The organism is Microbacterium sp. TS-1 (assembly GCF_000509385.1).
Taxonomy (GTDB): domain Bacteria; phylum Actinomycetota; class Actinomycetes; order Actinomycetales; family Microbacteriaceae; genus Microbacterium; species Microbacterium arborescens.
In genome coordinates this window covers 400,106-423,992 of sequence record NZ_BASQ01000002.1, presented here as the reverse complement: position 1 = coordinate 423,992, position 23,887 = coordinate 400,106, and the positions used below count along the sequence as shown (strand labels likewise).

The 23,887-nt window shown below is 71.0% G+C and carries 23 protein-coding genes; 14 read left to right on the top strand and 9 right to left on the bottom strand.

Annotated elements, in window-relative coordinates; translation table 11 throughout:
* Window positions 1-10 precede the first annotated feature (10 nt).
* Window positions 11-592, top strand: coding sequence for a hypothetical protein (locus MTS1_RS14710; protein WP_023955360.1), 582 nt, complete (start codon window positions 11-13; stop codon window positions 590-592).
* Between the two features lie 4 nt (window positions 593-596).
* On the opposite strand, the gene MTS1_RS14705 is transcribed toward MTS1_RS14710, so the two are convergent.
* Window positions 597-869 carry a helix-turn-helix domain-containing protein gene (locus MTS1_RS14705; protein WP_023955358.1) on the bottom strand — a complete coding sequence of 91 codons (273 nt, stop codon included), beginning with the start codon at window positions 867-869 and terminating at the stop codon, window positions 597-599.
* Between the two features lie 98 nt (window positions 870-967).
* Here MTS1_RS14705 and MTS1_RS14700 point away from each other — a divergent pair, with 98 nt between their 5' ends.
* The 3 genes from MTS1_RS14700 to MTS1_RS14690 are packed head-to-tail and all read left to right on the top strand — an operon-like array spanning window position 968 to window position 4,359.
* Window positions 968-1,594: an SAF domain-containing protein gene (locus MTS1_RS14700; protein WP_023955356.1), complete on the top strand. Its 627-nt coding sequence runs from the start codon at window positions 968-970 to the stop codon at window positions 1,592-1,594.
* Window positions 1,594-2,856 (top strand): ATP-binding protein, encoded by a 1,263-nt coding sequence (locus MTS1_RS14695; protein ID WP_023955354.1) that lies wholly within the window; start codon window positions 1,594-1,596, stop codon window positions 2,854-2,856. Before MTS1_RS14700 ends, MTS1_RS14695 begins: the two co-directional genes overlap by 1 nt.
* Window positions 2,857-2,865: 9 nt before the next feature.
* Window positions 2,866-4,359 (top strand): sensor histidine kinase, encoded by a 1,494-nt coding sequence (locus MTS1_RS14690; protein WP_036305931.1) that lies wholly within the window; start codon window positions 2,866-2,868, stop codon window positions 4,357-4,359.
* Between the two features lie 70 nt (window positions 4,360-4,429).
* Here the strand turns inward: MTS1_RS14690 and MTS1_RS14685 are convergent, their stop codons facing one another.
* Complete coding sequence (locus MTS1_RS14685; RefSeq protein WP_023955350.1) at window positions 4,430-4,678, bottom strand: WhiB family transcriptional regulator; 249 nt, start codon at window positions 4,676-4,678, stop codon at window positions 4,430-4,432.
* Window positions 4,679-4,899: 221 nt separating this feature from the next.
* On the opposite strand from MTS1_RS14685, the gene MTS1_RS14680 reads away from it, so the two are divergent.
* Complete coding sequence (locus MTS1_RS14680; RefSeq protein ID WP_023955348.1) at window positions 4,900-5,286, top strand: hypothetical protein; 387 nt, start codon at window positions 4,900-4,902, stop codon at window positions 5,284-5,286.
* A 16-nt stretch (window positions 5,287-5,302) separates the two neighbouring features.
* Here the strand turns inward: MTS1_RS14680 and bcp are convergent, their stop codons facing one another.
* The 3 genes from bcp to aroA are packed head-to-tail and all read right to left on the bottom strand — an operon-like array spanning window position 5,303 to window position 8,186.
* Window positions 5,303-5,770, bottom strand: coding sequence for a thioredoxin-dependent thiol peroxidase (gene bcp / locus MTS1_RS14675; protein WP_023955346.1), 468 nt, complete (start codon window positions 5,768-5,770; stop codon window positions 5,303-5,305).
* Window positions 5,767-6,846: a ribosome small subunit-dependent GTPase A gene (gene rsgA, locus MTS1_RS14670; protein ID WP_023955344.1), complete on the bottom strand. Its 1,080-nt coding sequence runs from the start codon at window positions 6,844-6,846 to the stop codon at window positions 5,767-5,769. The genes bcp and rsgA overlap by 4 nt, the downstream gene beginning before the upstream one ends.
* Window positions 6,843-8,186, bottom strand: coding sequence for a 3-phosphoshikimate 1-carboxyvinyltransferase (gene aroA / locus MTS1_RS14665; protein WP_023955342.1), 1,344 nt, complete (start codon window positions 8,184-8,186; stop codon window positions 6,843-6,845). Before aroA ends, rsgA begins: the two co-directional genes overlap by 4 nt.
* A gap of 126 nt (window positions 8,187-8,312) precedes the next feature.
* On the opposite strand from aroA, the gene MTS1_RS14660 reads away from it, so the two are divergent.
* Together MTS1_RS14660 and MTS1_RS14655 are read left to right on the top strand one after the other, a co-directional pair.
* Window positions 8,313-8,906: a sigma-70 family RNA polymerase sigma factor gene (locus tag MTS1_RS14660; RefSeq protein ID WP_197690566.1), complete on the top strand. Its 594-nt coding sequence runs from the start codon at window positions 8,313-8,315 to the stop codon at window positions 8,904-8,906.
* Entirely contained in the window at window positions 8,903-9,151 is a 249-nt protein-coding gene (locus MTS1_RS14655; RefSeq protein WP_023955338.1) for a zf-HC2 domain-containing protein, read from the top strand. Before MTS1_RS14660 ends, MTS1_RS14655 begins: the two co-directional genes overlap by 4 nt.
* Window positions 9,152-9,250: 99 nt before the next feature.
* Here MTS1_RS14655 and MTS1_RS14650 read toward each other — a convergent pair whose 3' ends face one another.
* Complete coding sequence (locus MTS1_RS14650) at window positions 9,251-12,970, bottom strand: multifunctional oxoglutarate decarboxylase/oxoglutarate dehydrogenase thiamine pyrophosphate-binding subunit/dihydrolipoyllysine-residue succinyltransferase subunit (protein ID WP_023955336.1); 3,720 nt, start codon at window positions 12,968-12,970, stop codon at window positions 9,251-9,253.
* A gap of 210 nt (window positions 12,971-13,180) precedes the next feature.
* Here MTS1_RS14650 and MTS1_RS14645 point away from each other — a divergent pair, with 210 nt between their 5' ends.
* Window positions 13,181-14,638 (top strand): GuaB1 family IMP dehydrogenase-related protein, encoded by a 1,458-nt coding sequence (locus MTS1_RS14645; RefSeq protein ID WP_023955334.1) that lies wholly within the window; start codon window positions 13,181-13,183, stop codon window positions 14,636-14,638.
* Here MTS1_RS14645 and MTS1_RS14640 read toward each other — a convergent pair.
* Entirely contained in the window at window positions 14,628-15,278 is a 651-nt protein-coding gene (locus tag MTS1_RS14640; protein WP_023955332.1) for a GNAT family N-acetyltransferase, read from the bottom strand. The two genes, MTS1_RS14645 and MTS1_RS14640, sit on opposite strands and share 11 nt — an antisense overlap.
* Before the next feature lie 122 nt (window positions 15,279-15,400).
* Here MTS1_RS14640 and MTS1_RS14635 point away from each other — a divergent pair, with 122 nt between their 5' ends.
* Both MTS1_RS14635 and MTS1_RS14630 read left to right on the top strand, forming a co-directional pair.
* Window positions 15,401-16,768 carry a hemolysin family protein gene (locus MTS1_RS14635; protein ID WP_023955330.1) on the top strand — a complete coding sequence of 456 codons (1,368 nt, stop codon included), beginning with the start codon at window positions 15,401-15,403 and terminating at the stop codon, window positions 16,766-16,768.
* Window positions 16,765-17,823 carry a hemolysin family protein gene (locus tag MTS1_RS14630; protein WP_023955328.1) on the top strand — a complete coding sequence of 353 codons (1,059 nt, stop codon included), beginning with the start codon at window positions 16,765-16,767 and terminating at the stop codon, window positions 17,821-17,823. The genes MTS1_RS14635 and MTS1_RS14630 overlap by 4 nt, the downstream gene beginning before the upstream one ends.
* A 25-nt stretch (window positions 17,824-17,848) precedes the next feature.
* Here MTS1_RS14630 and MTS1_RS14625 read toward each other — a convergent pair whose 3' ends face one another.
* A complete protein-coding gene (locus tag MTS1_RS14625) occupies window positions 17,849-18,916 on the bottom strand; it encodes an NADH:flavin oxidoreductase/NADH oxidase (RefSeq protein ID WP_036305928.1) in 1,068 nt (355 codons plus the stop codon).
* Between the two features lie 35 nt (window positions 18,917-18,951).
* Between MTS1_RS14625 and MTS1_RS14620 the strand changes: the two genes are divergently transcribed.
* The 4 genes from MTS1_RS14620 to MTS1_RS14605 are packed head-to-tail and all read left to right on the top strand — an operon-like array spanning window position 18,952 to window position 22,663.
* Window positions 18,952-19,803, top strand: a complete 852-nt coding sequence (locus MTS1_RS14620; RefSeq protein ID WP_023955323.1) for an ADP/ATP-dependent (S)-NAD(P)H-hydrate dehydratase — start codon at window positions 18,952-18,954, stop codon at window positions 19,801-19,803.
* Between the two features lie 42 nt (window positions 19,804-19,845).
* A complete protein-coding gene (locus MTS1_RS14615; protein WP_023955321.1) occupies window positions 19,846-21,051 on the top strand; it encodes a glycosyltransferase family 87 protein in 1,206 nt (401 codons plus the stop codon).
* A 14-nt stretch (window positions 21,052-21,065) separates the two neighbouring features.
* Window positions 21,066-21,410, top strand: coding sequence for a thiamine-binding protein (locus MTS1_RS14610; RefSeq protein WP_023955319.1), 345 nt, complete (start codon window positions 21,066-21,068; stop codon window positions 21,408-21,410).
* Entirely contained in the window at window positions 21,407-22,663 is a 1,257-nt protein-coding gene (locus MTS1_RS14605; protein ID WP_023955317.1) for an MFS transporter, read from the top strand. The genes MTS1_RS14610 and MTS1_RS14605 overlap by 4 nt, the downstream gene beginning before the upstream one ends.
* 4 nt (window positions 22,664-22,667) lie before the next feature.
* Here the strand turns inward: MTS1_RS14605 and MTS1_RS14600 are convergent, their stop codons facing one another.
* A complete protein-coding gene (locus MTS1_RS14600; protein ID WP_023955315.1) occupies window positions 22,668-23,870 on the bottom strand; it encodes a homoserine O-acetyltransferase in 1,203 nt (400 codons plus the stop codon).
* Between the last annotated feature and the right edge of the window lie 17 nt (window positions 23,871-23,887).

Sequence of the window (23,887 nt, the reverse complement as noted above, 5' to 3'; positions counted from 1 at the left end):
ACCTCGCGGGGTGCGATGGCAGCGCCTCTTCGAAGATCTCGAACACCAGCTCGACTCCGAGTGGGAGGCCGAGCGTGCCGCGCTCGACACCGAGGCCGAACGATTGCGCCTCTCGCGGCTCACACTCCGCGAGCGCCTCGTGGAGCTGGTCGGCCTCGAGATCGCGGTCGATGTCATCGCCGCGGATGCCGTTCGCGGTCGCCTGACCGGCGTCGGATCTGACTGGATCGCTGTCGAGAACACCGCCGGGTCCCGAGCCGCGGTGGTCCCCCTCGACGCCGTGGCCTCGATCGCCGCGGCAGAACCCGATCTGCTCCGCAGCGCTCGCCCCACCCGGAGCCACTCCGCGCTCGCCGAACGCATGACCTTCGGTTTCATGCTGCGCGATCTCGCGCGTCGTCGCGTCGGCGTCCGCGTCGTGGTGGCCGGGGGGACGAGCTGGACGGGCACCATCGACCGTGCGGGCGCGGACCACGTCGATTTCGCCCTCCACGACGCGGGGGAGCCCCGCCGCGCGAGCGCCGTGACCGGGCACCGGATCATCGGCTATCGGGCGCTGCGGACCGTGCACCTCGACGGATCCGCCGGGTGAGGGGTCACTCCGGCCGTCGCTGCCGCGCCCAGAGCTCGGGGAAGCTGGCGACTTGCGATTGCTGCCACAGCGCGGCGCGACGAGCATCCTCGACCTGGGCATCGAGGTAATCCTCGACGCTCGCCGATTCGATGCGCCAGCGGGCGGGCGTTCCCACCTTGGCCCCGACGAGCCGGCCCTCGTGGACGAGCGCGATCACCTCGTCGACCTCGATCTGCAGCGTCTCGGCGACCTGGGACGGGGTCAGGAAGCGCGCGCTGTCGGGGATGGCGGGCATGCCTCCATTATCCGCGCGCGCTCGTTCCTCTGCCCGGCCCTTGACACCCCTGTGGACAACGGCGGGCGTCGTCTCCTCCGCTCGCGCACGATGGGGGTATGGCCGTACGCACCTCCCTCCGCAGCCGCATCCGACGGGCCGACGCACGCGTCATCATCGGCGTCGTTCTCGTGCTGGTCTCCATCGCCGGAGTCTGGTCCGTCGTGTCTGCGGCACGGCAGACCTCGACCGTTCTCAGCGCGGCCCGGACGATCGTCGTCGGCGAACCGGTCGACGCCGCGGATCTGCGGGTCGTCGAGGTGGTGCTGGGGCCGGCAGGCGATCTCTACGCCGCGCCGGGGACCCTCGAGCCGGGCGGGGTCGCGTCGCGGACGATTCCGGCCGGCGAACTGGTGCCGCGCGCCGCGGTGGCCTCTCCCGCGGAGGTGGACGCCACGACGGTCGTCGTGCAGACGACGAATGCCGTACCCGGTTCGGTGACGGCGGGTACCCGCGTCGAGGTGTGGAGCGCACCCCGGCGTGAACGCGACGTGTTCGCCGACCCCCGCATCCTCGTCCCCGACGCGACGGTGCGAGCTCTGCAGAGCAGCGAAGGGATCGTCGCGCAGCAGCGCTCCGCTGCGGTCGAGCTGGTGGTTCCGCGTGATGACGTCGCCGCCGTGCTCGCGGCGATCGGCTCGGGGGATGCCATCTCCGTGATCCCCGCCACGGGCGGCGGACGCTGATGCGCGTCGTGGTGGCGATCCCGGAGCACGCGCCGTTCGTCGAGCGACTGCGCGCGGGCGGCCTCGCGGACGTGGCGGTGCTGGCCGCCGACGACGTGGCCGTTGCAGCACGCGGCCTCTCGGGTGCCGGAGCGGTGAAGGGGTCGGTCCAACGGCCGGGCGCGGCGGACACCGTGGCGAGGGCCGACGTGCTGATCCTGGCCGCATCCCGATCGTGGCTCACGCGCGAGGTCGTGGAACTGTGCGACCGAACGGCGACCCGGATCGTCGCCTGGGCGCGAGGTCCCGCCGAGCGCCGCGCCGCGGAGATCCTCGGGATCGCGGTCGTCGATGCGGGGACGGATGCCCTGGATGCCGTCACAGCGGTGCCTGCCGCGGGGCAGGCCCGCTCGTCGCGCGGACGGGTAATCGTGGTGTGGGGCGCGTTCGGCGCGCCGGGGCGGACGACGCTGGCGATCGAGCTCGCTCGCGAGACCGCACGCGACGGCCGCCGTGTCGCGCTCGCCGATGCCGACACCCACGCACCCGCGATCGCCATCGCGCTCGGCGTCCCCGACGAGGGACCAGGCCTCGCGGCCGCGTGCCGCCGGGCATCGCGGGGCGAGCTGACGCCCGGCGAGTTGGCGCGCATCGCCGAGCCTGCCGGCGCCGTCGAGGTGCTCGCCGGCATCAACCGCCCGTCACGCTGGCCGGAACTCGGGTTCGACCGGGTCGCCCGCGTGCTCGAGACGTGCCGTGACTGGGTCGATGACGTCTTCGTCGATGTCTCCGCCTCTCTCGAGCGCGACGAAGAGATCGTGAGCGATCTCGACGGACCCCGCCGCAACGGGGCCACGCTCGCCGCGCTCGAAGCGGCCGACGCGGTCGTTGCCGTCGCTGCCGCCGACCCGGTGGGACTCTCGCGCTTCCTGCGGGTGTATCCGGACCTGCGGTCGATCGTGGGGGCGGTGCCCGTGCACGTGGTGGTCAACAAGCTCCGCGGCGGCCCGCTCGGGATCGACCCGCGAGGTCAGATCCGTCGCAGCTTCGAGCGCTACGCGGGCATCGAGCGATGCTGGTTCGTCCCCTGGGACCCCCGCGCCACCGACGCCGCGCTTCTCGCAGCCCGGCCCGTCGGGGAAGGCAACGGACGGGGATCGATCCCGGCTGCCGTCCGTCGCTTCGTCGGCGAGGTGATCTCGCCACCCGCCCGCCCGGCCGAGGAGGCCCGCCGGCGGCAGCGTGTGACGGCGGGCGCCGCGGCGGCGGGGCCGGCCCCCTAGTCTGGGATGGTGTCGACCCTCAGCGATCTCGTCCATGCTCAAGGACTGTCCACCGACGCCGATGTCGAGTGGCTGCACCGCCTCGCCGGTGACGGCCAGCTGCTGGCCGATCTCGCGTTCGCGGACATCGTCATCTGGGTGCCCACGGCGGACGACTCGTTCATCGCGGTCGCGCACACCCGGCCCGGGGGAGCGGCGACGCTGTTCTACCGCGACATCGTCGGCGATCGGGTGCGGCCGCAGTGGCGTACGCAGGTGAAGGACGCCTTCACCCAGGCGCGCATCGTCGACTCCGCCTCGCCCGACTGGTTCGAAGAGACTCCGACGCGCGTGCGAGCGGTGCCCATCGTGCGGGAACGGGCCGCCGAGGGGCGCCCCGCGCACGTCGTCGGTGTGCTCACGCGGCACACGAACCTCGGTGAGGCGCGGACGCCGTCGCGTCAGCAGATCACGTTCAACGACTGCGCCGACGACCTGTTCGGAATGGTCGCCTCGTCCGATTTCCCCGACCTCAATGCCCCGACCGCGCCGCGTCGCGGTGCGCCGCGCGCATCCGACGGACTCATCCGGCTCGACGTCGACGGCATGACGACCTTCGCCAGCCCGAACGCGCTGTCGGCCTTCAACCGGCTGGGCTTCGAGGACGAGCTCGAGGGGGAGCCCCTCATCGAGGTCGCGACGGCCATCCTCCCCAGCAAACGCGAGTTCGACGAGTCGCTGCCGATCGTGATGGCCGGCCGTGCACCATGGCGCGCGGACATCGAGGCGCGCGGAGTGACCGTCTCGCTGCGGACGATCCCGCTGCGCGACCACGGGACCCGCATCGGTGCGATCGTGCTGTGCCGTGACGTCAGCGAGATCCGTCATCAGGAGCAGGAGCTCATCACCAAGGACGCGACGATCCGCGAGATCCACCACCGGGTGAAGAACAACCTGCAGACCGTCGCGTCGCTCCTGCGCATCCAGGCCCGCCGGACGCATTCGGAGGAGGCGCGCGACGCGCTGACACAGGCCATGCGTCGCGTCTCGGCCATCGCCGTCGTGCACGACACCCTCTCAGAGGGACTCGCGCAGAACGTCGATTTCGACGAGGTCTTCGCACGGGTGCTCAAGCTCGTCGCCGAGGTGGCCGCAGCCCCCAACACCCGCGCCCGGACCCGGTCGACCGGCCGCTTCGGGACCCTGCCCAGCGAGTACGCCACACCTCTCGCTCTCGCGCTCACCGAGCTCGTGACGAACGCCGTCGAGCACGGGCTCGCCGGCACCGAGGGCGACGTCGAGATCGTCGCGGAACGTTCGGCGGAGCGCCTCGAGGTCAAGGTACGCGACTCGGGAAGCGGACTGCCGGAGGGTCAGGTCGGGCGCGGCCTTGGCACGCAGATCGTTCGCACGCTGATCCAGGGCGAGCTCAGCGGGACGATCGACTGGCACACGCTCGTCGGGAGCGGCACCGAGGTGACCATCGACATCCCGCTGCGTTACATCGAGCGAGACGCGAGCTGAGCGGGGCGGTCGGTCTCGCCGACCGCGGTGTCTCGGCGCCGCGTCGGCGACGCCGAGAGCGGAGAGCGCCTCAGGAGGCGCGGCGTGCGCGTGCGGCGCGGCGCTTCAGTGCGCGGCGCTCGTCTTCGGAGAGGCCTCCCCAGACGCCCGAGTCCTGGCCGGTCTCGAGGGCGTACTGCAGGCAGATCTCGGTGACCGTGCAACGGGCGCAGACGGCCTTCGCCTTCTCGATCTGGTCGACGGCGGGGCCGGTGTTGCCCACGGGGAAGAAGAGTTCGGGGTCGACGGTCAGGCAGGCAGACTTATCGCGCCAATCCATGTGGTGCTCCTTGGGGTGGTGATTCTGTCAGGCCGGACTCGGGTAGTCCGGTACCCTGGTTAAGTGTGCGAGCGGATGCTCGCCCCACTTCGCTGTGGGAGCACACGGCTTGGTCTATCGTCCCATAGCCCGGACAGATGAATCAAGGGTGAACTGCGTATTTGCTCGCCGCCGGGCCGTGAATATCGGTTTCGTGCGGCCCGGACCGAAGGTCGGATGCCATGGCCCCTTCTGCTGTCGAACGCATCGCGGGAGCTGTGCTCGCCGCCGAGGCCGTCGCGCTGCTGGCGGTCGTCGGATGGGAGATCGTCGCTCTCGTCGGCGGCGACACGATCGACGTGCCGAGCTCGGTGGCGCTCATCGTCCTGACGGCGATCGGTGCGGCCGCCCTCGTCGCCTTCGCCGTCTCCGTCTGGCGCCGGGTCTCGTGGGGCCGATCCGGAGGCATCGTGGCGCAGCTGCTCATCCTGGCTGTCGCTCTCGGAGCTGCCACGGGACAGTACGCCGACGCCGGTACCGCTGTGCTCATCGCGGTACCGGGCATCGTCGGCTTCGTGCTCCTCGTGGCCGCCACGCGGCGCGCGGCGCGCGATCGCGGCGAAGCCTGAGGCCGGCCCGCCTCCGTCAGGCCAGGCCGAGCAGCGTCCGGACGCGGGCGACGTGGCCCGTGGCCTTGACGTTGTAGAGCGCGTGCTCGATCCGGCCGTCGGCGTCGATGACGAAGGTCGAGCGGATCACGCCTTCGACGGTCTTGCCGTAGTTCATCTTCTCGCCCCACGCGCCGTACGCCTCGTGGACCGCGTGGTCGGGGTCACTCAGCAGCGGGTAGGTCAGCTGTTCCTGCTCGCGGAAGCGCCGCAGCTTCGCCTCGTCATCGCGCGAGATCCCGATGACCTCGATGCCCGCGGCTCGCAGCGACTCGACGCTGTCGCGGAAGTCGCAGGCCTCGCGCGTGCAGCCCGGGGTCATCGCCGCGGGGTAGAAGAAGACGACCGTGCGCCGTCCGCGCAGGTCCGCCAGCGACAGCGCCGATCCGTCCTGGTCGTCGAGGGTGAATGCGGGGGCGAGGTCGCCCGGTTCCAGACGCGTCATGAATCCAGCCTAGAACGACGTACGGCTGGGTCGACACCGGCCGAGAACGTGCCGAGCAGACGCTGCAGCGAATCGAGGCGGGCCGGTCCGCGTTCTCCGAGCCGCCCCGCTGCGACCGCCTCGATGATGGCGCAGTCGGGTGCGTCGGACAGGTGGGTGCATCCGCGCGGACACTCCTCGGCGACGGCGGCGAGGTCGGTGAAGGCGGCGAGGATGTTGGCCGGATCGACGTGTCCGAGGCCGAACGAGCGCACGCCCGGCGTGTCGATGACCCACCCGCGTCCCTCCGGCCCGCGGTAGCGTAGCGACACCGTCGAGCTCGACGTGTGCCGGCCGCGCCCGGTGACCTCGTTGACGTGCCCGGTCGCCCGAGCCGCGGTCGGCACCAGGGCATTGACGAGCGTGGACTTGCCGACGCCGGAGTGGCCGACGAACACCGTCGCATGGCCCACGAGCCTCGCCCCGAGCTCGGCCACCGGCATCCGGCCCCGTCCGCTCGTGAGGACCTCGAGGTCGTCGACGCCCTCGAAGTGCGCGAGGAACGCCGAGGGGTCGGCGAGGTCGGTCTTCGTCACCACGAGCAGGGGGTGGATGCCGGCATCGAGCGCAGCGATGAGGTAGCGGTCGACCAGTCGCGGGCGCGGCTCGGGGTCGGCTGCGGCCACGACGATGACCATCTGGTCGGCGTTGGCCACGACGATCCGCTCGACCTGGTCGGTGTCGTCCGCGCTGCGCCGCAGCAGCGTCGTGCGTGGTTCGATGCCGACGATGCGGCCGAGGGTGCCTTCGTCTCCCGAGACGTCGCCGACGACTCGTGCCCGGTCGCCGCTGACGATCGGCTGCTTGCGCAGCTCACGCGCGCGCACCGCGAGAGCGGTGTGCTCGTCGTCGCCGTCTTCGTCGATGAGCACGGTGTAGCGGCCGCGGTCGACGCCCACGACGCGAGCCACCTGCGCGTCGCTATGGGCAGGGCGCCGCTTCGTGCGGGGTCGGTTCGCTTTCGGATTCGGACGCATCCGGATATCGGACTCGTCGTACTCCTCGTCGAGGTCGTCGTCGCCGCCGAGCCAGCTCACCCGTCGACCCGCACGTCGTCCGCGAGCATCTCGGCCCACAGCTCGGGGAACTCGGGCATCGTCTTGGCGGTCGTGCCGATGTCGTCGACCTCGACCCCCGGCACGCGCAGTCCGATGATGGCACCGGCGGTCGCCATCCGGTGGTCGTGGTGAGCCCGCCAGAGTCCGCCGCGCAGGGGCGCCGGCGTGATCCGGATGCCGTCTTCGAGCTCTTCAGCCGAACCGCCGAGCGCACGCAGATTGCCGACGAGGGCGGCGATGCGGTCGGTCTCGTGGCCGCGGATGTGCCCGATGCCGTGAAGCGTGCTCGGCGAATCCGCGAACGCTGCCAGGGCGAACAGCGACGGGGTCAGCTCGCTCGCGGCGGACAGGTCGAGATCGACTCCTCGGATCTCGCCGGTTCCGGTGACGGCGAGCACGCCGCTGCGTCGCGTGACGCGCGCCCCCATCTCGGTGAGGATGTCGGCCAGCAGGGCACCCGGCTGGGTCGAGTGCACGGGCCAGTGCGGCACGGTGACACGGCCGCCGGTGAGGACGGCGGCGGCCAGGAACGGAGCCGCATTGGAAAGGTCGGGCTCGATCGTGAGCTCCTTGCCGCGCAGCGGACCGGCCGGCACGAGCCACTCCCGCTCGCTCGGTCGCTCGACGACGACCCCGCGGTGGCCGAGGGCCTCGACCGTCATGTCGATGTGGGGAAGACTCGGCAGGCGGTGGCCGTCGTGCACGAGCCGCAGGCCGACGTCGAAGCGAGGCGCGGCCAGCAGGAGGCCCGAGACGAACTGGCTCGACCCGCTCGCGTCGATCGTGACCTCGCCGCCGCGGACGTGGCCGTGGCCGTGGACAAGGAAGGGCAGTGTCCACCGGCCGCCGTCGTCGATGTCGACGCCGAGCTCGCGAAGGCTGCGGATCATCTCGGCCATCGGGCGGTGCAGCGCGCTCTCGTGAGCGGTGACGGTGACCTCACCGCGGGCGAGGCCCGCCAGGGGAGTGACGAAGCGCATGACGGTGCCGGCCTGACCGCAGTCGACGACGGCGTCGCTGACCTCCTCGCCGAACGGCGTCACGACGAGGTCGGGGCCGAATCGGCCATCGCCGGGCACGGCCTCGATGTGGGCTCCCAGAGCCCGCAGGGCGTCGATCATGCGTGCGGAGTCGTCGGAGTGCAGCGGCGCGATCAGGCGGGAGGGCGTCTCGGCCAGGGCGGAGAGCACCAGCTCGCGGTTGGTGATCGACTTGGACCCGGGGACGGCGACCTCGGCTCGGACGGGGGCATCGGCGACGGGAGCGCGCCACGGCGCGCCGATGTCGGCGGGACGGGGGGAATACGCGGCGGGGGTCATGGGTTTCCACAGTATCGAACCCGTTCGTCCTGTCGAGGATGTTCGAAACACGGAGGAAGGGAGTCCATGATCGCACTCGCCGATCCCACAGTCGTGCCGTGGGACGCCCACGTAGACTGGCCGCTGATGGAAGAGCAAGCGGTCACGGATCCGAGCGCCCAATTCGAGGAGCAGGCGCTCCCGTTCATGGACCAGCTGTACGCGGCGGCCATGCGGATGACCCGCAACCCGGCCGACGCGGCAGACCTGGTCCAAGAGACGTTCGTGAAGGCCTTCGCTTCGTGGTCCTCCTTCACGCAAGGGACGAACCTCAAGGCGTGGCTGTACCGGATCCTGACGAACACCTACATCAACACCTACCGCAAGAAGCAGCGGGAGCCCTATCAGGGCACCATCGACGACCTCGAGGACTGGCAGCTGGGCGGTGCGGAATCGACCACCGCATCCAGCAGTCGCTCCGCCGAGGCCGAAGCGATCGACCACATGCCGGCATCCGCGGTGAAGGATGCTCTGCAGTCGATCCCCGAGGATTTCCGGCTGGCGGTGTACCTCGCCGACGTCGAGGGCTTCGCCTACCAGGAGATCGCCGACATCATGAAAACCCCGATCGGCACGGTCATGAGCCGTCTGCACCGTGGCAGACGCCTCCTACGTGACCTGCTGGCCGACTACGCGAAGGAGCGGGGCATCGCGACGCCCCCCACGAGGAGCAAGAAATGAGTGACTGCGGCTGCGACAAGGCGCGACGCGACCTGGAAGAGTACCTGCGCAACGAGGTCTGCAAGACCGAGCACGCCGACATCCGTGAGCACCTCGAGTCGTGCCCGGCATGTCGTGACGAGGCTCTGGTCTCGCGCACGCTCACCGAGGTCGTCGCCCGCGCCTGCCGGGAATCGGCCCCCGAAGAGCTCCGCGACCAGGTGCTGGCACGCCTCCGGCAGGCCCAGGAGGCCGCGCACGTCTGAGCGGCGCTGACCCCGCCCGATCGGCCGATCACGCCGCCACGGGCAACGTGAAAGGGGCGGACGTTCTTCGCACGTCCGCCCCTTTCGTCAACCCCTGAGTCAGAGGGTGAGCGCCTGCTCGATGAGCTTGGCCTGCTCGACCGCGTGCACCTTGGGCGAACCGGTCGCCGTCGATGCCGCTGCGGGCCGGGTGATGCCGCGCACCGCGCGGCCGTCGAGCTTCGCGGCGGCCTCGAGCGCGATGAAGGGCCACGCTCCCTGGTTCTCGGGCTCGTCCTGAACCCACACGACCTCGGCGTTCGGGTAGCCCGCGAGGACCGCCTTCAGCTCGTCGATCGGCGCCGGGTAGAACTGCTCGAGACGCACCAGGGCGATGGCGGGGTTCGGCTTCTTGTCGAGCTCGGACTTCAGGTCCCAGTGGATCTTGCCCGAGTGCAGCAGCACCCGCTTCACCGCGCTCTTGTCGGAGATCGCGGTGTCGTCGATCACGGGCTCGAACTTGCCCTTCTGGAAGTCCTCGACGGGGCTCGTGGCGCCGCGCAGGCGCAGCATCGCCTTCGGGGTGAACACCACGAGCGGGCGACGCGGACGCGCGTACGCCTGGCGGCGCAAGAGGTGGAAGTACGACGCCGGCGTCGAGGGCCGAGCGACGGTCATGTTGTCCTGCGCGCACATCTGCAGGTAGCGCTCGATGCGAGCGGACGAGTGGTCCGGTCCCTGGCCCTCGTAGCCGTGGGGGAGCAGCAGGACGACGCCCGACTGCTGCGCCCACTTCTGCTCGGCCGAGGAGATGAACTCGTCGATAACCGACTGGGCGCCGTTGGCGAAGTCGCCGAACTGCGCCTCCCACAGCACCAGCGAATCCGCGCGCTCGACCGAGTAGCCGTACTCGAACGCCATGGCCGCGTACTCGCTCAGCAGGGAGTCGTAGACGTAGAAGCGGCCCTGGTTCTCGGACAGGTTCGCGAGCGGGAGCCACTCCTGGCCGTTCGCACGGTCGTGCAGGACGGCGTGGCGCTGCACGAACGTGCCGCGACGCGCATCCTGCCCGGCGAGGCGGACGTTGGTGCCCTCCATCAGCAGCGATCCGAACGCGAAGAGCTCGCCCATCGCCCAGTCGATGTTGCCGTTGCGGCTCATGTCGTGGCGCTTGTCGAGCAGCTGCTTGAGCTTGCCGTGCACGGTGAAGTTCTCGGGGGCGTTGACGAACGCGTCGCCGATCTGCCGGATGACGTCTTCGCCGACACCCGTCGTCTCGGGGGCGCCGACGGCCTGGTCGATCGGGCCCGACAGACCCACCGGGCCGGACGCGCCGGTCTCGGCGGCGTGCGTCTCGGCGAAGGCGACCTCGAGGCGATCCTGGAAGTCGCGCTTGGCCTGCTCGTACTCCTCCTCGGTGATGTCGCCGCGTCCGACGAGCGACTCGGTGTAGAGCCGGCGGACCGACCGCTTCGCCTCGATGAGGTTCGTCATGAGGGGCTGCGTCATCGAGGGGTCGTCGCCCTCGTTGTGGCCGCGGCGGCGGTAGCAGACGAGGTCGATCACGACGTCGCGCTTGAACTCCTGGCGGTAGCGGAACGCCAGCTGGGCGACGTGGACGACGGCCTCGGGGTCGTCGCCGTTGACGTGGAAGATCGGCGCCTGGATGGTCTTGGCCACGTCGGTCGCGTACACCGAGGTGCGGGCGTCGAGGGGGAGCGTCGTGAAGCCGACCTGGTTGTTGACCACGACGTGGACGGTGCCGCCGGTGCGGTAGCCCCGCAGCTGCGACATCTGCAGGGTCTCGACGACGACCCCCTGGCCGGCGAACGCCGCGTCGCCGTGCACGAGGATCGGGAGCCACGAGAACGACCCGATCGGACCGCGGTCCTGCTTGGCGCGGACGATGCCCTCGAGGACGCCGTCGACGGTCTCGAGGTGCGACGGGTTCGCGGCGAGGTACACCGGCAGTTCGTCGCCCTCGTCGCCCACGAAGGTGCCCTCGGTGCCGAGGTGGTACTTGACGTCGCCGGAGCCGCTCTTCGAGCCGATCGCGACGGAGCCCTCGAACTCGCGGAAGACCTGTCCGTACGTCTTGCCGGCGATGTTCGTCAGGACGTTGAGGCGGCCGCGGTGGGCCATGCCGATCGCGGCCCCTTCGAGTCCGGTGCGCGCCGCGCCCTGGAGGACCTCGTCGAGCAGCGGGATGAGCGACTCGCCGCCTTCGAGGCTGAAGCGCTTCTGACCGACGTACTTGGTCTGCAGGAACGTCTCGAACGCTTCGGCCTGGTTGAGCTTGCCGAGGATGCGCAGCTGCTCGTCGTGACCGGGCTTCTGGTACTTGACCTCGACGTTGTCCTGGAACCACTTGCGCTGCTCGGGGTCCTGGATGTGCATGTACTCGATGCCGATCGTGCGGCAGTACGAGTCGCGCAGGACGCCCAGGATCTCGCGGAGCTTCATGACGCGCTTGCTGCCGAACCCGCCGGTGACGAACTCGCGGTCGAGGTCCCAGAAGGTCAGCCCGTGCTGCTCGATCTCGAGGTCGGGGTGCGTGCGCTGGCGGTACTCGAGCGGGTCGATGTCGGCCATGAGGTGGCCCCGCACGCGGTAGGAGTTGATGAGCTCCTGCACACGCGCGGTCTTGTCGACGCGCTCGGCGAGGTCGACGTTGATGTCGGTCGACCACTGGATGGGCGCGTAGGGGATGCGCAGCGCGGCGAAGATCTCGTCGTAGAAGCCGTTCTTGCCGATGAGCAGCTCGTGGACGGTCTTGAGGAACTCACCCGAGCCCGCGCCCTGGATGACGCGGTGGTCGTAGGTGCTCGTCAGCGTGATCGTCTTGCCGATACCGAGGTTGACGAGCGTCTTCTCGCTCGAGCCCTGGAACTCGGCAGGGTAGTCGAGCGCGCCGGCGCCGATGATGCTGCCCTGACCGCGCATGAGCCGCGGAACCGAGTGCACCGTGCCGATGCCGCCGGGGTTGGTCAGCGAGATCGTGGTGCCCTGGAAGTCGGCCGCGGTCAGCTTGTTCTTGCGGGCCCGGCTGACGAGGTCCTCGTAGGCGGCCAGGTACTCGCCGAAGCTGAGCGATTCGGCGCGCTTGATGCTCGGCACCATGAGCGCGCGGGTGCCGTCGGGCTTGGGGAGGTCGATCGCGATGCCGAGGCCGACGTGCGCGTGCGCGATGACCGACGGCTTGCCGTCGACCTCGGCGTAGGAGACGTTCTGGCTCGGGAAGGCCTTGAGCGCTTGGATCAGCGCCCAGCCGATGAGGTGGGTGAAGCTGATCTTGCCGCCGCGCGTGCGCGCCATGTGGTTGTTGATGACGATGCGGTTGTCGATCATCAGCTTCGCGGGGATCGTGCGCACACTCGTCGCGGTGGGGACCGTGAGCGAGTCGTCCATGTTGGCGGCGAGAGTCTTCGGCATACCGCGCAGCGGGGTGACGACATCCTCGCGCTGCTCCACCTCGGCGGCGGGCGTCGTGGGAGCCTGGGCGGGCACCGGCTGGGCGGCGGCGGGACGGGCCGTCGTGCGCGCGACCGGCTGCGAGCCGACCGTCGGCACGGGCGCCGTCACGGGATGGGAGGCCGCGGCGGGCTGCGCGGGGGCCGATTGCGCGGGAGCGGCCTCGGCGGGCTTCGCCGGTGCGGATGCGGCGGGCTGGGAGGCGGCGCCGTTCATGTGAGCCGCGTAGGCCTCGAGCGTCGGCCACCACTCCTTGTCCACCGAGTTCTTGTCTTCGCGGAACTGTTCATACAGTTCCGCGACGAGCCATTCGTTCGCCCCGAACTCTCCGTCGTTCGAGGTTCCGATTCCGGTCGCCTGGCTGGACACGGCAGATCGCCTGCTTTCATCGGTGAAGATCAGTTCTCACGGCGGTGGTCCGCCGCCGCGCACAGTCTCCTAGGGTAGCCCAGATCAACGGGCCGGATGCCGCGACGGCGCCCGTGGTATCGCATCGTGATCGAGCCCGCCGACGACCGGCCGCGGCCGCCCCGGCGCATGCCCGGCTGTCTGCCGGGTCAGCGGCGTAGCGTAGGGAGCATGCGTTTCTCCGGTGCTGAGCCCACGGTCGACCTGACGTACTCCGACGTCTTCCTCGTGCCCCGCCGATCGGCGATCACGAGTCGGCTCGACGTCGACCTCGCTCCCGGCGACGGCACCGCCGCCACACTGCCGATCGTGTCGGCGAACATGAACTCCGTCACCGGTCCCCGCCTGGCCGCCACGCTCGCGCGCCGGGGCGGGCTCGGCGTCCTGCCGCAGGACATGCCGCTGCAGGACCTCGATGCCGCCATCCGCTGGGTCAAGGACCAGCCGGTCGCCTGGGACACCCCGATCGTGCTCTCACCGGATGCCACGGTCGCCGAGGCATCCCGCATCCTTCCCGCGCTGGACGGGCACGGGATCGTCGTCGCGGACCCGTCGGCGGCGACGCTGCGCATCGACGACATCACCGGGATCGTTCCCGCCGCCCGCCTCGCCACCGCGCTGCCGGACGCCCGCCTGGGCGACCTCGTTCGCGGGCGCGCCACCGCGATCGATGCCGACGACGTCTCCGATCCTCGCGCCGCCTTCGACCTCATCGACGCGGCGGACGTCCCCGTCGTCGCGATGCTCCACCAGGGAGCGCTCGTGGGCACGCTGTCGCGCCGCAGCGCACTGCGCACCGCGATCTACCGCCCCGCCGTCGACGGCGACGGGCGTCTCATCGTCGCGGCGGCGATCGGCATCAACGGTGACGCGGCGGCCAAGGCACAGGCGCTCGCCGCCGCGGGCGTGGACGTGCTCGTGGTCGACACCGCCCACGGGCATCAAGAGGGGATGCTGCGCGCGCTGCGCGAGGTCGCAGCGCTCGACCTCGGTCTGCCGATCGTCGCGGGGAACATCGTCACGGCCGACGGCGTCGCCGACCTCGTCGAGGCGGGAGCGACGATCCTCAAGGTCGGCGTCGGGCCCGGGGCGATGTGCACGACGCGCATGATGACGGCTGTCGGGCGGCCGCAGTTCTCCGCCGTGCTCGAGACCGCCCAGGCGGCCGCGGAGCGCGGGGCCCACGTCTGGGCCGACGGGGGAGTCCGCTATCCCCGAGACGTGGCGCTGGCGCTCGCCGCGGGTGCGGCATCCGTCATGATCGGCTCGTGGTTCGCCGGCACGATCGAGTCGCCCGGCGAGGTGCAGCTCGACGAGGAGGGGCGCGCGTTCAAGGAATCGTGGGGCATGGCCTCGACGAAGGCCGTCGTCGGCCGGTTCGGACGCCTCGACGCCTACGAGCGAGCCCGCAAGGAGCTGTTCGCCGAGGGCATCTCGTCGTCGCGGATCTACCTCGACCCGCTGCGCCCGGGCGTCGAGGATCTGCTCGACATGATCACCTCGGGCGTGCGCTCGTCGTTCACCTACGCGGGAGCCGCGACGGTCGCAGAGTTCCACGAGCGCGCGACGGTCGGCCTCCAGTCGGCCGCCGGCTACGAAGAGGGCAAGGCGCTCCCCGTCAGCTGGTAGGGCTCGCCGCCCGCGACGGCCCGCGGCCGGACGACTCCCATTCGTCGCGCAGCACACCCATGACCACCGAGTCGTAACGTCGGCCGCGCACCTCGCGGGCGTCGCGGAAGCGCGCCTCCTCGGCGAAACCGAGACGACGGCCGACAGCGAGCATCCGCTCGTTCCCCGACCAGGTCGCGTAGTCGAGCCGGACCACGGAGGTGGTGCGGAAGAGGTAGTCGGTCCAGATGCGCAGGGCCGCGGTACCCACCCCGCGGCCGCGCTGCCCCGGGTCGTAGACCGTCAGGCCCATCCGACGCCAATCCGAGGCTTCCGACTCCCAGTGCCACGAGACGGTGCCGAGCATCGTCGCCGGATCGTCCGTCGTGACGATGACCGCCCGCGTCAACGGGGCGTGCGCGGCGTACGATCCGTCGGCGATGCTGGATGCGAGCCGCGCGCACGCGGCATCCACCCCCGCGCCGTCGAGCTTGGGGAAGTAGGGGCCGTCCCAGCGATGCCAGTCCTGATCGGGCTGGAGCCATCTCCGGTACGACTCGACATCGGCTGGCACGAACGGACGCACACGGATGCCGCGGCTCTCGCCGATACCCGTCGTTCGGTCTTCCACGTTCCCCAGCGCGCTCGTCGAATCCGTCATGGGTCGATTCTCGCGGCTGCGCCCGGCAGGCCCGACAGGCGTAAGATCGGGCGCACGATGGACGACCCTCCCAGTTGCCGACCCTCGCCCCGCCGACCCCGACCGATCGGGGGTGACGCCTGATGGATTTCGTCATGCTGGGCGTGGGGCTCCTGCTGACCGTCGGCACCGGTCTGTTCGTCGCGAGCGAGTTCGCGCTCGTCAACCTCGATCGAGCTGATCTCGAGGCGCGCCAGGCGGCGGGTGAATCGCGCCTGTCGATGACGATCGCGGCGCTGCGGATCACCTCGACGCACCTGTCGAGCGCGCAGCTCGGCATCACCCTGACGACGCTGCTCACCGGTTACACGATGGAACCGGCGATCTCGAACCTGCTGTCACCCGTGTTCGAGGCGTGGGGCTGGCCCGAGACCGTGTCGCGCCCCGTCGCCGCCGTCGTCGGCGTCTCGATCGCGACGATCTTTTCGATGATCCTCGGCGAGCTCGTCCCGAAGAACTTCGCCCTGGCGATCCCGCGACAGACGGCGAAGCTCGTCATCCCGTTCCAGACCCTTTTCACGACCGTGTTCCGTCCGGCCGTCACGGTGCTCAACGGAAGCGCGAACGGGGTGCTCCGCTCGATGGGCGTCGAGCCCAAGGAGGAGCTGTCGGGTGCCCGTTCGGCGGAGGAGCTGTCGAGCCTCGTGCGCCGGTCGGCGAGTGCGGGCGTCCTCGAGAAGGACACCGCCTCGTTGCTCGATCGCTCGCTCACCTTCGCCCGGCTGACGACGGCCGACGTCATGACGCCGCGTCCGAGCCTGCATGCGGTCGCCGCGGGAGACAGCGTCGAGGACGTCATCCAGCTCGCGCGGCGCACGGGCCACAGCCGATTCCCGGTGTTCGGCGACTCGATGGACGACATCACCGGCATCGTCCACGTCAAGCAGGCGGTCAGCGTCCCGCGCGAGCGCCGCGCCGACGTCCCTGCCGCCGCCATCGCGGAGGAGCCGCTGCGGGTGCCCGAGGCCGTGCACCTCGACGCCGTCCTCGGCGAACTGCGCGCCCGGGGCTACCAGATGGCGATCGTCGTGGACGAGTACGGCGGCACAGCCGGTGTGGTGACCCTCGAGGATCTCGTGGAGGAGATCGTCGGCGAGGTGCTCGACGAGCACGACCGCAACCGCGCCGGCGTCCTGCGGGTCGCCGGAGGCATCGTCTTCCCCGCGGAGCTGCGTCCCGATGAGGTGCTCGACCGCACCGGCATCCGGGTTCCCGAGGGCGACGTCTACGACACCGTCGGCGGCTTCGTCATGAGCGTGCTCGAGCGGATCCCGGTCGTCGGCGACACCGTCGATATCGACGACGGCACGCTCACCGTGCAGCGGATGGACGGCAGACGGGTGGACCGCGTGCGTTTCGAGCCCACCCCCGTGTCCGAGGAAGCACCGACCGCCTCCGCGGTCGAGCCGATGCGGCCGGCCCCGCGCCGCGAGGACGGTGATCGTCGATGAACGATTGGGCGGGACTGGCCTGGCTCGTCGTGCTGCTGGCCTTCAACGCGTTCTTCGTCGCGAGCGAGTTCGCGGTCATCTCGGCGCGCCGCTCGCAGATCGAGCCCCTCGCCGACAAGGGGTCGCGCTCGGCGAAGACCGCGCTGTGGGCGATGGAGCACGCGACCCTCATGCTCGCGACGTGCCAGCTGGGCATCACGATCTGCTCGCTGGTGATCCTCAACGTCTCGGAGCCGGCGATCCACCACCTGCTGGCGGTGCCGCTCGGGCTCACCGGGTGGGGCGAGGCCGTCGTCGACGTCGTCGCCTTCGCCGTGGCCCTCATCGTCGTGTCGTACCTGCACGTCGTGTTCGGCGAGATGGTTCCGAAGAACCTGGCCTTCTCGCTGCCCGACCGTGCCGTGCTGCTGCTGGCGACGCCGCTGCGTTGGGTCTCGCGGGTCTTCTACCCGATCATCGTCGCCTTGAACTGGATCGCCAATCACGCCGTGCGGCTGTTCCGGGTCGAGCCGAAGGACGAGGCGACCTCGACGTACACGCTCGACGAGGTCGCCACCATCGTGGCGACATCCCGGATCGAAGGCGTGCTCGACGATGCGTCGGGAACGGTCGCAGCCGTCGTGGAGTTCACCGATAAGAAGGCGGCGGATGTCGCCGTGCCGTTCGGTGAGCTAGTCACGCTGCCCGAAACGGCGACCCCCGAGGACGTCGAGCGTGCTGTCGCGCGGCACGGCTTCTCGCGCTACGTCATCGTCGATGACACCGACCAGCCGGTCGGGTACGTGCACCTCAAGGACGTGCTGCGAGAGGCGGAGGATGCCGACGGCGCGGCGTCGCGGCCGATCAAGTCCAAGCGCATCCACCTCATGGTGCCGGTCGCCGAGACGACCGACCTCGAGGACGCACTGGCCCTCATGCGTCGGTCGAGCCGCCACCTCGCGCAGGTTCGGGATGCCGAGGGGCGGACGACCGCGGTGCTGTTCCTCGAGGACATCATCGAGGAGCTCATCGGCGAGGTGCACGACGCCACGCGCCGCGCACCTCGCTGGGCCTGAGCCGGGAGGGGTCGGCGACGCGAGCTCAGCGGCGCCGTGCGCGGACGTACTGCGGCGGCCAGATCGCGGCGTCCTCGCCCAGCTCGTCGGCTGCGCGGAGCCCGAAGTGCGGATCGCGCAGCCACTCGCGGCCGGCCATGATCGCATCGGCCGCTCCGGCGGCGAGGATCTCCTCGGCCTGGGTCCCGGTCGTGATCTCGCCGACCGCGCTGACGGGGAGGCCGGTGGTCTCGCGGATCTCTCGGGCGAAGGGCACCTGGTAGCCGGGCCCCGTCGTGATGCGCTGGTGCGCGACGAGCCCTCCGCTCGAGACGTCGACGAGGTCGGCGCCGCGCACGTGCGCCCAGGCCGCGACCGTCGCCGTGCCGGAGACATCCCAGCCGCCCTCGGCCCAGTCGGTCGCCGAGAAGCGCACGAACAGCGGAGCGTCGGGTGCCGCGGCGCGGACCGCCTCGACGATGCGCAGCAGGAGCCGTGCGCGGTTCTCGAGCGAGCCGCCGTACTCGTCGGTGCGCCGGTTCGACAACGGCGACAGGAACTCGTGCAGCAGGTAGCCGTGCGCGGCGTGGATCTCGAGCACGTCGAAGCCGGCCTCGATCGAACGGCGTGCTCCGTCGGCGAACGCGGTGACGAGGGTGTCGATCTCGGCGCGCTCGAGCTCGTCGGGCCGGGCGTAGCCGTCGAAGGCGACGGCCGAGGGGGCGAGCGCCTGCCAGCCGCCCTCCGCCTCCGGCACGGTCCCGCGCTCGGCGGCGAACGGCGAATAGGTCGACGCCTTGCGGCCCGCGTGCGCGAGCTGGATCGCGGCCACCGCCCCGCGGTCGTGGATCGCCGTCACGATCGGGCGCCAGGCGTCGCGCTGCTCGTCGTTCCAGATGCCGGTGTCCTCCGGGGTGATGCGCCCCTCGGGCACGACCGCGGTGGCCTCGGCCATGACGAGTCCGGCACCGCCCGACGCGAACTGCGCGAGGTGGACGTGATGCCAGTCGTTCGGGATGCCGTCCTCAGCCGAGTACTGGCACATGGGGGCGACCCAGAGGCGGTTGCGCACCTCGACGGTTCGGATGGTCAGGGGGCTGAACAACTGGCTCACGCCGGGCTCCTTCGGGGCGCCGATAGGGTGGCGCCATGGTCGAGATCCACGAATGGGATGCGCGCGACACGGTCGCGCTCCTGCGCAAGCCAACTGCCGACGACCACAAGTATTCCCGCGGGGTGCTCGGTGTGCGAACCGGATCGCAGGAGTATCCGGGAGCCGCCGTGCTCGGCGTCGAGGCCGCGTGGCGGACCGGCATCGGGATGGTCCGCTACCTGGGCCCCGAGCGTCCCGCCGACCTCGTGCTGCAGCGCCGACCCGAGACCGTGACCGCGCCCGGACGCGTGCAGGCGTGGCTGATCGGTTCGGGGACGGATGCCGCGACCCGGCCCGCCGCCGAGACCGCACGGCTGGGGGAGCTGCTGCAGGGCGACCTCCCCGTCGTCGTCGACGCCGGGGCCCTCGACCTGGTCCCGGGCGCGACCGCCCCGCTCGTGGTCACCCCGCACCAGAGCGAGCACGCGCGCCTGCGTGCGCTGCTCGGCCTCGACGAGGTGACACCGACGTCACTCGCCGACCGCATCGCTGCCGCCCGCGAGACTGCGGCCGCGGCGGGCATCGCCGTGCTGCTCAAGGGGGCCGAGACCGTCGTCGCGGCTCCCGACGGATGGACCGCCGTCGTCCGGGCCGGCACGGGGTGGCTCGCCACCGCGGGCACCGGTGACGTGCTCGGCGGCATCCTGGGAGCGGTCGTGGCGGCCCGGGGTGCTCAGCACGATCTGGATGCCGCCGCCCTGGGTCCGCTCGCCGCCGCGGCAGCGTACATCCACGGGCATGCCGGTCGCGGTGCCGGTCCCGGCCCCATCACAGCGCTGGACGTCGCTGAGGCCGTACCCGCCGTGATCGACGAGCTGCTCTCCGGAGGAGACCCGGCCGCGCGCTGACGCCACCGGCGGGCTGCGAGGCGCTCACCGTAGGATGTGACGGTGTCGAGACGGGGAACGCTGTGGGTCGCGTTCGCGCTCGTCCACGTCGTGGTCTCGGTGCTCGGGTTCGTGCTGCCGAACCAGCCGATGGGGGATGTCTACCTCGTCTACGAACCCTGGTCCCAGCGGGCGCTCTCCGGTGAGGGCATCGTCGGGATCGACGATGACTGGGTCTATCCCCAGCTCGCGCTCATCCCGCTCGTCCTGGCCCACGGGTTCGCCTGGATCGCCGGTTACACGGTCGGCTGGGCGATCTTCGTCACGGCGCTGGACGCCCTCGCCTTCGCGGTTCTCGTGGGGCGCGCGCGGTCGCGCGGACGCGTGACGGCGGCGTGGTTCTGGCTCGCCGCCATCCTGCTCCTCGGCCCGGTCGGCCTCTACCGGCTCGATGCCGTCACCGTCGCGCTCGCCGTCATGGGCTGCCTGTGGCTACGCGGCCGGCCGTGGCTGGCCGGCATCCTGCTGGCGGTCGCGACGTGGATCAAGGTCTGGCCGGCGGCGATCATCGCGGCCGCCGTCGTGGCGCTCCGGCAGCGGTGGGCGCTCGTCGGTGCCGGGCTCGTCGTCTCGGTCGCGACGCTCGCGGCCGTCGTCGTCGCCGGTGGGCTCGACCATGCGCTCGGGTTCATCGGCGATCAGACCGGGCGCGGGCTGCAGGTCGAGGCGCCCGTGAGCATGTTCTACCTGTGGGGGCAGATGCTCGGCATCCCGGGCTTCTTCGTCTACTACTCGACGGAGATCCTGACGTTCCAGGTGACCGGCACCGAGATCGATCCGGTCATCGCGGCGATGACTCCGATCCTCATGATCGGCGTGGGGGCCGTGGCGGTCGTCGCCGCCGTCAAGGTGCGCCGCGGCGCCGCGGTGAAGGATCTTCTGCCCGTCGCGGCGCTCGCGATCGTCACCGTGTTCATCGTGCTGAACAAGGTCGGGTCGCCGCAGTACCTGTGCTGGCTCGTCCCGCCCGTCGTGCTCGGGCTCGTCGTCGCGCGCCGCGATTGGGCGCGCCCGGCGATCCTGGTGCTCGTCCTCAGTGCGCTCACGCAGCTCGTCTACCCGGTGTTCTACGGGGAGGTGCTGTCGGCGCATCTCCTGGGTGTGGGCATCCTCACCGTGCGCAACGTCCTGCTCGTCGTCCTCGGCGTCTGGATGGTGGTGCGGCTCGTCCGCGTTCCCGTCCGAACGCCCTCGTCCGTTCCCGCCTGATCCGGAGGTCCATCATGCTCATCGCCTTCTCCGTCGCTCCCAGTGGCACCGGCAGCAATCCCGACGGCTCGGTGCACGATGCCGTCGCCGCGGCCGTGGCCGTCGTGCGGGCATCCGGCCTGCCGCACCGCACCACCTCGATGTTCACCGAGGTCGAGGGGGAGTGGGACGAGGTGATGGATGTCGTCAAGCGGGCCACCGAGGCGGTGCTCCCGTTCGGGTCGCGTGTCTCGCTCGTGCTGAAGGCCGACATCCGGCCGGGATACAGCGGCGAGCTCGACGGCAAGATCGAGCGCCTCGAGGGCGCACTCGAATCGATTCGACGCGAGGGCGAGGGCGGCGCTACGCTCCCGGAGTGACGACGCCCGCCATTTCTCGCCCGACCGCCCGCCGGGCCCTGCTCTCGCTCGCGATCGGCAGCTTCGGCATCGGGATGACCGAGTTCGTCGTCATGGGCCTGCTGCCCGAGATCGCCGGCGAGCTGCTGCCCTCCGTCTACGCGGGCGATCCGGAAGGGGCGATCGCCCAGGCGGGGTGGCTCATCACGCTCTACGCCGCCGGCGTCGTCGTCGGCGCTCCGACCATCGCGGGTGTCGTGGCGAAGTACCCGCGCCACCGGGTCATGGTCTTCCTCGCGCTCGCCCTCACCCTCGGCAACGCGCTGACGCTCGTGCTGCCGACGTTCGAGCTCGTCGCGGCATCCCGGTTCCTCGCGGCGCTCCCGCACGGCGCCTACTTCGGCATCGGCGCGCTCGTCGCCGCCGACGTCCTGGGGCCGGGCAAGCGTGCGCAGGGCGTGGCGTTCGTGCTGACGGGCCTCACCATCGCCAACGTCGTGGGCGTTCCGCTCGGCACGTTCCTCGGTCAGCAGTTCGGATGGCGGGCCGCGTTCCTCGTCGTCGCGGCGATCTTCGCGCTGGCCACGGTCGCGATCGCCCTGACGGTCCCGAAGCACGCGGGGGAGCCGTCGCGCACCCTGCGCGCCGAACTGCGGGTCTTCGGTATCGGTCAGGTGTGGTTCGCCCTCGGTATCGGCGCGATCGGCTTCGGCGGCTTCTTCGCGGTGTACAGCTACGTCGCGACCCTCGTCACCGAGGCGGCCGGTTCACCGCAGTGGGCCGTGCCCATCGTGCTCGTCGTGGCCGGAGTCGGCATGACGATCGGAAACCTCGTCGGCGGCAGGCTCGCCGACCGCGACCTGCGCGGAAGCCTCCTCGGCGGTCTCGTCGCCCTCGCCCTGATCCAGGCGCTCCTCGCACTGACTGCCGGCTGGATCGTGACCGTGGGCCTGTTCGTCTTCCTCGTGGGGTTCTTCTCCGCGGCGCTGAGTCCGACGATTCAGACGCGCCTGATGGATGTCGCGGGCGACAATCAGTCCATCGCTGCGGCGCTGAACCACTCGGCCCTCAACATGGGCAACGCGCTGGGCGCGGCGCTCGGAGGGGCCGCGATCGCCGCCGGACTCGGATACGTCGCGCCGGTATGGGTGGGGGTCGTCCTCGCCCTCGCCGGATTCGGGGTCGCCTGCACGAGCTTCGCCGTCGAGGCTCGTGCGCGACGGCGGACGTCGTCCCGCGCACCGCGGCCCGACGCGCCCGCACCGACGCGCTGAGGCGTCAGCCCTCGAGCAGCCGTCGCAGATGGGCGCCGACGACCGGTGTCTCGATGAGGAACGCGTCGTGACCGAAGTCGCTCGAGATCACCACCGCAGCGTCGTCGATCGTCGATCGGATGCCGCGGGCGATGCGGTGCTGCCCCTCGACGGGGAACAGCCGGTCGGAGTCGATGCCCAGTACGAGCGTGCGCGCGGTGACGCGTGCCAGCGCGTCTTCGATCCCGCCGCGGTCACGACCGACGTCGTGCGAGTTCATCGCCTCGACGAGCGTGATGTAGCTGTTCGCGTCGAAGCGTCGCGTGAACTTGTTGCCGTGGAAGTCGAGGTAGCTCTCCACCGCGAAGCGTCCACCGAGGCCGAGCGGGCTCTTGCCCGACTGCCACGTTCGCTGGAAGCGCAGATTCAGCTCGGTCGGGCTGCGGTAGTTCAGCAGAGCCATGCGGCGCGCGAGTGCGAGGCCGCGGTGGGGGCCGTCGCCGTCGGCAGCGTCGTAGTACTCGCCGTCCTGGAACCGCGGGTCGATGCGGATGGCCTCGAGCTGCACGGAGTTCAGCGCGATCTGGTCGGCGGTGTTGACGGGCGGGGCGGCGAGGATGGCGAGTCGCTCCAGGCGGTCGGGGTGACCCACGCCCCACTCGAGCGCGTGCATGCCGCCCATCGATCCGCCGACGACCGCGGCCCATACCTCGACCCCGAGGGCGTCGGCCAGCCGCACCTGCGCGGCGACCTGATCGCGGATCGTGAGGTAGGGGAACCGAGCCGCCCATTCGTAGCCGTCGGACGAGATCGACGAGGGGCCCGTCGAGCCCTGGCACCCGCCCAGCATGTTCGGGGCGACCACGAACCAGCGGTCGGTGTCGATCGCCAGACCGGGACCGACGATGTCCTCCCACCAGCCGGCCGTCGGGTGCCCCGGGCCCGCCTCGCCGCGCAGGTGGCTGTCGCCGGTGAGGGCGTGGAGCACGAGCACGGCGTTGTCGCGTTCGGGTGAGAGCTCGCCCCACGTCTCGTAGGCGAGGCGGAAGCTCGGCAGCTGCTCACCGCTCTCGGTGGCGAGCGGGCCGAACGCGCCGAAGCTCCGATGGCCGACGGGGTCGCCGTCGCGCCAGGCGCCCGTGGCGGGCGGGCGGCCGCGCAGCAGGCGCGCATCGGCCTCCGTGATCGGCGCGCTCGGCACCGTGTCCTCGGAGGTCTGCCAGTCCATGCGAGCCATTCTCCCGG